This window comes from Streptococcus oralis (assembly GCF_001578945.1).
Classification (GTDB): Bacteria; Bacillota; Bacilli; order Lactobacillales; family Streptococcaceae; genus Streptococcus; species Streptococcus oralis_Q.
Genome location: NZ_KQ969551.1, coordinates 83,472 through 89,279, shown reverse-complemented (window position 1 = coordinate 89,279; position 5,808 = coordinate 83,472). Strand labels below are relative to the sequence as shown.

At 41.5% G+C, this 5,808-nt stretch carries 7 protein-coding genes; 1 reads left to right on the top strand and 6 read right to left on the bottom strand.

What is annotated here, in order from left to right:
- A partial coding sequence (gene queA / locus SORDD16_RS11530) for a tRNA preQ1(34) S-adenosylmethionine ribosyltransferase-isomerase QueA (RefSeq protein WP_241733946.1) occupies positions 1–676 on the top strand: 676 nt, incomplete at its 5' end.
- A 61-nt stretch (positions 677–737) separates the two neighbouring features.
- Here the strand turns inward: queA and SORDD16_RS03100 are convergent.
- The 6 genes from SORDD16_RS03100 to SORDD16_RS03075 form a co-directional block, all read right to left on the bottom strand.
- Complete coding sequence (locus SORDD16_RS03100; protein ID WP_061452346.1) at positions 738–1,445, bottom strand: B3/B4 domain-containing protein; 708 nt, start codon at positions 1,443–1,445, stop codon at positions 738–740.
- A 13-nt stretch (positions 1,446–1,458) separates the two neighbouring features.
- Positions 1,459–1,911 (bottom strand): MarR family winged helix-turn-helix transcriptional regulator, encoded by a 453-nt coding sequence (locus tag SORDD16_RS03095; RefSeq protein WP_061452345.1) that lies wholly within the window; start codon positions 1,909–1,911, stop codon positions 1,459–1,461.
- An 88-nt stretch (positions 1,912–1,999) separates the two neighbouring features.
- Positions 2,000–2,884, bottom strand: coding sequence for a YihY/virulence factor BrkB family protein (locus SORDD16_RS03090; RefSeq protein WP_061452344.1), 885 nt, complete (start codon positions 2,882–2,884; stop codon positions 2,000–2,002).
- A 35-nt stretch (positions 2,885–2,919) separates the two neighbouring features.
- Entirely contained in the window at positions 2,920–4,974 is a 2,055-nt protein-coding gene (locus SORDD16_RS03085) for a cation:proton antiporter (protein ID WP_061452343.1), read from the bottom strand.
- Between the two features lie 11 nt (positions 4,975–4,985).
- Positions 4,986–5,240: a hypothetical protein gene (locus tag SORDD16_RS03080; protein ID WP_061452342.1), complete on the bottom strand. Its 255-nt coding sequence runs from the start codon at positions 5,238–5,240 to the stop codon at positions 4,986–4,988.
- Positions 5,233–5,790, bottom strand: a complete 558-nt coding sequence (locus SORDD16_RS03075) for a tRNA 5-(aminomethyl)-2-thiouridylate-methyltransferase MnmM (protein ID WP_061452341.1) — start codon at positions 5,788–5,790, stop codon at positions 5,233–5,235. The genes SORDD16_RS03080 and SORDD16_RS03075 overlap by 8 nt, the downstream gene beginning before the upstream one ends.
- Positions 5,791–5,808: the final 18 nt, after the last annotated feature.

Below are 5,808 nucleotides of genomic sequence, written 5' to 3'. Positions count from 1 at the left end.
CGTTACGGAAGAATTGACCCACGGGGGCCGCATTGTCCGCTTTGAATACCAAGGAATTTTCCTAGAAGTTTTGGAAAGTCTCGGTGAAATGCCACTACCACCCTATATCCACGAAAAACTAGATGACCGTGAACGTTATCAAACGGTCTACGCTAAAGAAAGTGGCTCTGCTGCAGCACCGACTGCTGGATTGCACTTCACCAAAGAACTACTAGCAGAAATCCAAGCCAAGGGTGTTCATCTGGTCTATCTGACCCTCCATGTCGGACTCGGGACCTTTAGACCTGTTTCTGTGGACAATCTGGACGAACACGAAATGCACTCAGAATTCTACCAGCTTTCTGAGGAAGCAGCTGCCACCCTTCGCTCTGTTAAGGAAAATGGAGGTCGCGTCATCGCTGTTGGAACTACTTCGATCCGCACACTGGAAACCATCGGTTCCAAGTTTGATGGGCAAATCCAGGCAGATTCTGGCTGGACCAATATCTTTATCAAGCCTGGTTACGAGTGGAAGGTTGTCGATGCCTTCTCAACCAACTTCCATCTGCCAAAATCAACGCTAGTCATGTTGGTTTCTGCCTTTGCCGGTCGTGACTTAGTCCTAGATGCCTATCACCATGCCATCCAAGAACACTACCGCTTCTTCAGTTTTGGAGATGCCATGTTTATCTATTAAAAATAGCTCCGTCATTTCTTTAGGAAATTTTATTCCTGAGAGATGACAGGGCTATTTCTGTTTAAAGTGTAAATTCTGGGGATTCAGAAGTTAGATGGACCAATTTACCTTGGACACCAAAGTAGTTCTTTACTAACTCCTGTAATTCTTCCATGGCAGCCCGAGCACGTGTTGCCTGTTCTGCATTAATCGCTTCAATCACTAAGACAGCATCTTTTGTCTCTTCTGTCAACATGGTTCTCTGTGCCTCTCTCCAGTTGAGACAGCGACAAACCGCTCCTTCATCATCGTAATAGATCAGTTCTTCTGGAAGTGCAGGAGCATCGTTTTCAGCTCCCAGTGGAAAGAAAGGTTCTCCTCCCTTAGCCTGACCAAGATGAAGATTGCCTACAATCTTGTTCACATCTTCGCCACCACAGGGAACAGCATAAGATAGAGAGACACTATTATAGACGTCTACTAAGGGATTGATGGGATTAAACTCTCTTCCCTGACTGACCCTTTTAAGCAGAGCTTCTATAGAGGAGCGTGCCCCCTTTTTCGTTTTGAACTTGCTGAAAGCCTGACGCCATTCTTGAATGACATCATTCTGAGTAAAATTTTCATCCGAAATGAAATCCTCAGCTCGTTTAGCTCCCTTATCTAGCAAGGTTTTGAAATAGGGGTCCTCGCTTTCATCAACTGTATTATCTAATCCCCTTACTGCTAAAACACTAATCTGTGCTTCTGGAAACAAGCTCCAAAATTCATTTTCAACGACAACTTTCATCTTTCACCTCTCGTTATAAATAATTTCTTTTCTGACCTTTTTTGACCATATCCCAATCACTTGTAATATTTTTTCTAACCCGAATTAGTAGGCTCTCCAGTTCTCTGGCCTCTTCCCTAGAAAATCCTTTTAGGGCAGAATTCTCTGAATAGTGATGTTCAGCAAGGATAAAAGGATAAAGTGCCTCTCCTTTTTCAGTGACAAACCACTCTTTATTTTTCCGATTTGTACTGGTCATTCCTTGTTTTATTAACCCCTTTTCTTCCAGTTTTTTTACTGAACGAGCAACTGTCGAACGGTCAACCTTCAGTAAATCCGACAAGGCTTCTTGAATGATTCCTGGATTCTCCCTGATTCGTACTAAATAAAGATATTGCCCACGAGCTAGTTCAATATCACGAAATTCAATATTAGCAATAGAATCTAGGGCACGAGCTATAACTCCGATTTCGCGTAATAACGACATATTTCCTCCTCTCGCATCTATGATGATAGAATAGCACATTTTTGTTGCAAATGCAATAAAAAAAACACTTTGAAAACAAAGCGTTTTTTTATTCTTCATTTTTTAAAAAGAAAGTGTTATCACGAAACTTTGGATCTTTCAAACTCTGTACACTGGCATTGATAACTGCTCCGATAATCAAAATCTTTGCGATGAGAATAAACCAGAACATCATCACCACCACGATAATGGAACCGAAAAATCGGACGTCAACTAGATGGTTGACATAGTTATTGAAATAGACAGAAAAGATATTCAAAAGAAAGATAAGAGTCAGCAAAACAAAGATACTACCAGGAAAAACGTAGCGAATACGAGGGACTCTGACATTTGGAAGGAAATAGTAGAGCATGACCAAGATGGCAAAGAGCAAGGCATAAATCAAAGGGCCTGTAAAGTCCTGTAGATAATCAAAAAAAGGACTGTCTGATTGCCAGTAAGTTTTGAGCAAGTTGAGCAACATACGCCCAAACATACTCAAAAATAAGGCTAGAGCAAAAAGAATTTGCAAGCCAAAGCTGACGAGTAAACTCATCAATTGATGGGAGATAATACCTCGGCTCTTGGCCACTCCATAGGCCTTATTAAAAGCTTTTTGGAGGAAATCCATCGATTTCGAGAAGGTCCAAAGGGCAGACAAGACTGCAAAACTCAGCAAACCAGTCGATGGTTGAGTCAAGACTTCTCGGACAATCTTTGCGACCACATCATAGACCGTATCCGGCACAAATTCCTTGATGGTGAGCAAAAAATTTGAAATCGGAATTTGAAAATAGGGCAAAATATTGACCACTATCATCAGCAAGGGGAAGATTGAAATCAACCAATAGTAGGCAACCGCAACACTGGTCAGTTCACTATCGGAAGCTTGATAAAAATGTAAAAAAGCTTTCAACAAGGGCCGTTCCATAGGCTCTTTCCACCACTTTTTCATGTTGCAATCCTCCTAATACAAGTTGATTTTCTAGACTAATTTCTTCTGACTAATTCTATCATGTCATAAGGTAGGGTATTTGCTGCTTCTTTCAGAGAATAGTTTTCTAGATTGTTGACATTTTGCCGTAATTTTTTGGCATATTTGGTTGTAATTAATTTTTTCTCTTCGTATTCAAAGATTGACTTACGTTCTAGATAGTAACCTCTTAGCATTTCATCGATATTGTTTGGTTTGATACGATTGATAACCCGCTCAACAAATGCACCACTACCGATAATGGCTGTTTCACGCAATCGTGACTCCTGCATAAAACTAATCAGACTACTCGTGTAAATCCCTTTTAGATTTTCCAAACTTTCGATAATCAACTCCGTATTCTCCAGATAGAGTTCGGATATTTGATCATAGTCAATGGCTCGAAGACGGCGTTGTTCCTTGTCATTCCAACTACGGAAGGTCTGGCCAAAGGTCAGCAATTCATGAAGGAGAAAACGCAAGATACGGAGCGATACAAGGAAATAATAAGTGAGACGGGAAGCTACCTTGCGATTAATACTCTGCTCCATATTTTTCAGATAGCGCTGATAAACTTGATAACCACGCTCTCCAATTCTTTCTTCCTCGTAGGCTTGCTCCAAACCATCGCTCTCAATACTCAAAATGAGGAGTTTAAGCACCTCCCAATCCTCTTGGGCACTCTTGTTTTCCTGACTGAGGATTAGGTTTTCAATCCGACCATGATAATTATCAATAGCTGCATAAAGGGGAAGTTTATTCTTATGGTCTTCTAGTTCTTTTTCTAATTCTGTAGCTACATCATTCAGAATTGCAATATGCATCAAATGATCCTTGCTTTCCTCCTGTTCCTCAGATAAGTGGGGGAGGATCAGTAAACCAGTTAAAAAGCTCATTAGCGTAACGCCTGCTACAAGGAAGAGCAACAAAGGATATTCTTGCTCCAAATGACTTGGTATGAGGAGAATGGTCGCTATAGATACTGTCCCTTTAACACCAGAGAAGGTCAAAAGGAGCATATCTTTCATGTATTTACGGAGACTTTTCTTGAGGCGTCGTGTTCTCCAAACATAGAAGCCATAAATCATGGCAAAGCGAATGGCAAAAAGTAAAAATGTCAGCAAAACAACCGATACTAATAATAGTAAAGGGTTATAAAGGGGGTTGGTCAGAATCGGCTCTGCAATCAACTCTAATTCCATTCCCAAGATAACAAAGACAGATCCGTTTAGCATGAAGGTCACGGTGTGCCAGACGGTCTCTGTGACGGTGTCTACCTGAGCTTCGAGGAGCGTAATTTTTTTGAATCGACTAGCCTTTAAAATACCCGCAACCACTACTGCAATAATACCTGAAACATGGATTTCTTCAGCGATAAAGAAGGTCATGAGAGGCAAACTCAGTTCAAGCAAGAGTTCACTCGCTATATCCGTCGCTCGCACACTCAGTAAAAATGTATGCAAGAAACGATTGATCATTGCCGTCACAAAACCGACTGCAAAACCACCAAGGATCGAAAGCGCTAGGGATGTTCCAGCCTGACTGAGTGAAAAAGCGCCTGTTGTCCATGCAGCTAGTGCCACCCGAAAGGCTACCAAGCCAGAAGCATCATTTAAAAGCCCTTCTCCTTTGAGAATATTGGATACCCGTTTTGGAAAACGAAAACGCTCAGAAAGAGAAGCAAAGGCTACCAGATCCGTCGGACCAAGCGCTGCCCCAACAGCCAAACAGGCAGCCAAGGGAAGACTCAGCCAAAGGAAGTGAGCCAAGGCTCCCAAACTCAAGGTCGAGATGAAAATCACTGGAAAGATTAAGTAGACAATGATGCGCCAGTGTTTTAAAACCGATGTAATATCGGCTTCTTCTGCCTCTCGGAAAAGTAAGGGGCCAATAACCATGGCCAGAAACAGCTCTGTATTAAGATGAAAGTCAGTATTGGGCAAAAAAAGACCAATGCCAAGCCCCAAAAGGATTTGTACAAGGGGGAGGGGCAAAAAAGGCAAAAGTTTATTGGTCGTAGTTGAAACGATTAAGACTAATAAAAATAGAATCAGGTAAATTAGTAGTGTCATCTAGACCCTCCTTAGTCTTTTTTACAACAAAATTCAAACATCTCCTTCTGCTCTTGGATCTTCTGATCAATCTTGGAACAGTCTTTGTGCTCAATTTTTTTCTGGCATCGTTCCATTTCAAGAGCCACTAATTTTTTCTTTATTTTAAGCATTTTCTTGCTCATATGTGCTTCGTCGAGCACCCCGACCGCTCGCTCGTGTTGAGTTGACTCAACAAAATTTTGGCGCATAGCCTCTAATTTCTCACGTAGGTATTGTTTATCCATGTCTATATCTTTCTAATTTCTCAATCATAACTAAAAACGGGGGATTATTGACTTGGTTGAGAGTTCGATAAATCGCAACTGTATACTCTTGTTGGTTCAACTGACTAACAAAGTCCAACACCGCATCTCTCTCGGTGTCGCCTCCCTCATGGCCATAATAGATCATGATGGCAATCCGTCCCCCTTTGACAAGCAAATGACAAAGTTTTTCAAGTGCTTCAATGGTAGTCTGAGGTCGGGTGATGACGGACTTGTCAGCAGAAGGCAAATAACCTAGATTAAAAATCCCTGCCTTGGCTTCTGTCACAAATTGATCAAGTGTCTCATGGCCTTGCAAAATCAACTGAACATTCTCTAAACCTGCCTCATTTAAACGCTCTTGGGTTTTCTCCAAAGCTTGTCTCTGTATATCAAAGGCATAGACTTGCTTGGCTAGCTTGGCTAAAAAAAGCGTGTCATGACCATTGCCCATGGTCGCATCCACTACGATATCATCCTGGGTCACAACCTCAGACAAAAAATCATGTGCTATCTCAAGTGGTCTTTTCATTTTTAAACTCCTGTTTTA

Bases quoted from the DNA above. Each gene is read 5' to 3' on its own strand.
- SORDD16_RS03100 (WP_061452346.1), bottom strand. From the start codon at position 1,445: ATGAAAGTTGTCGTTGAAAATGAATTTTGGAGCTTGTTTCCAGAAGCA.
- SORDD16_RS03095 (WP_061452345.1), bottom strand. From the start codon at position 1,911: ATGTCGTTATTACGCGAAATCGGAGTTATAGCTCGTGCCCTAGATTCT.
- SORDD16_RS03090 (WP_061452344.1), bottom strand. From the start codon at position 2,884: ATGAAAAAGTGGTGGAAAGAGCCTATGGAACGGCCCTTGTTGAAAGCT.
- SORDD16_RS03085 (WP_061452343.1), bottom strand. From the start codon at position 4,974: ATGACACTACTAATTTACCTGATTCTATTTTTATTAGTCTTAATCGTT.
- SORDD16_RS03080 (WP_061452342.1), bottom strand. From the start codon at position 5,240: ATGGATAAACAATACCTACGTGAGAAATTAGAGGCTATGCGCCAAAAT.
- SORDD16_RS03075 (WP_061452341.1), bottom strand. From the start codon at position 5,790: ATGAAAAGACCACTTGAGATAGCACATGATTTTTTGTCTGAGGTTGTG.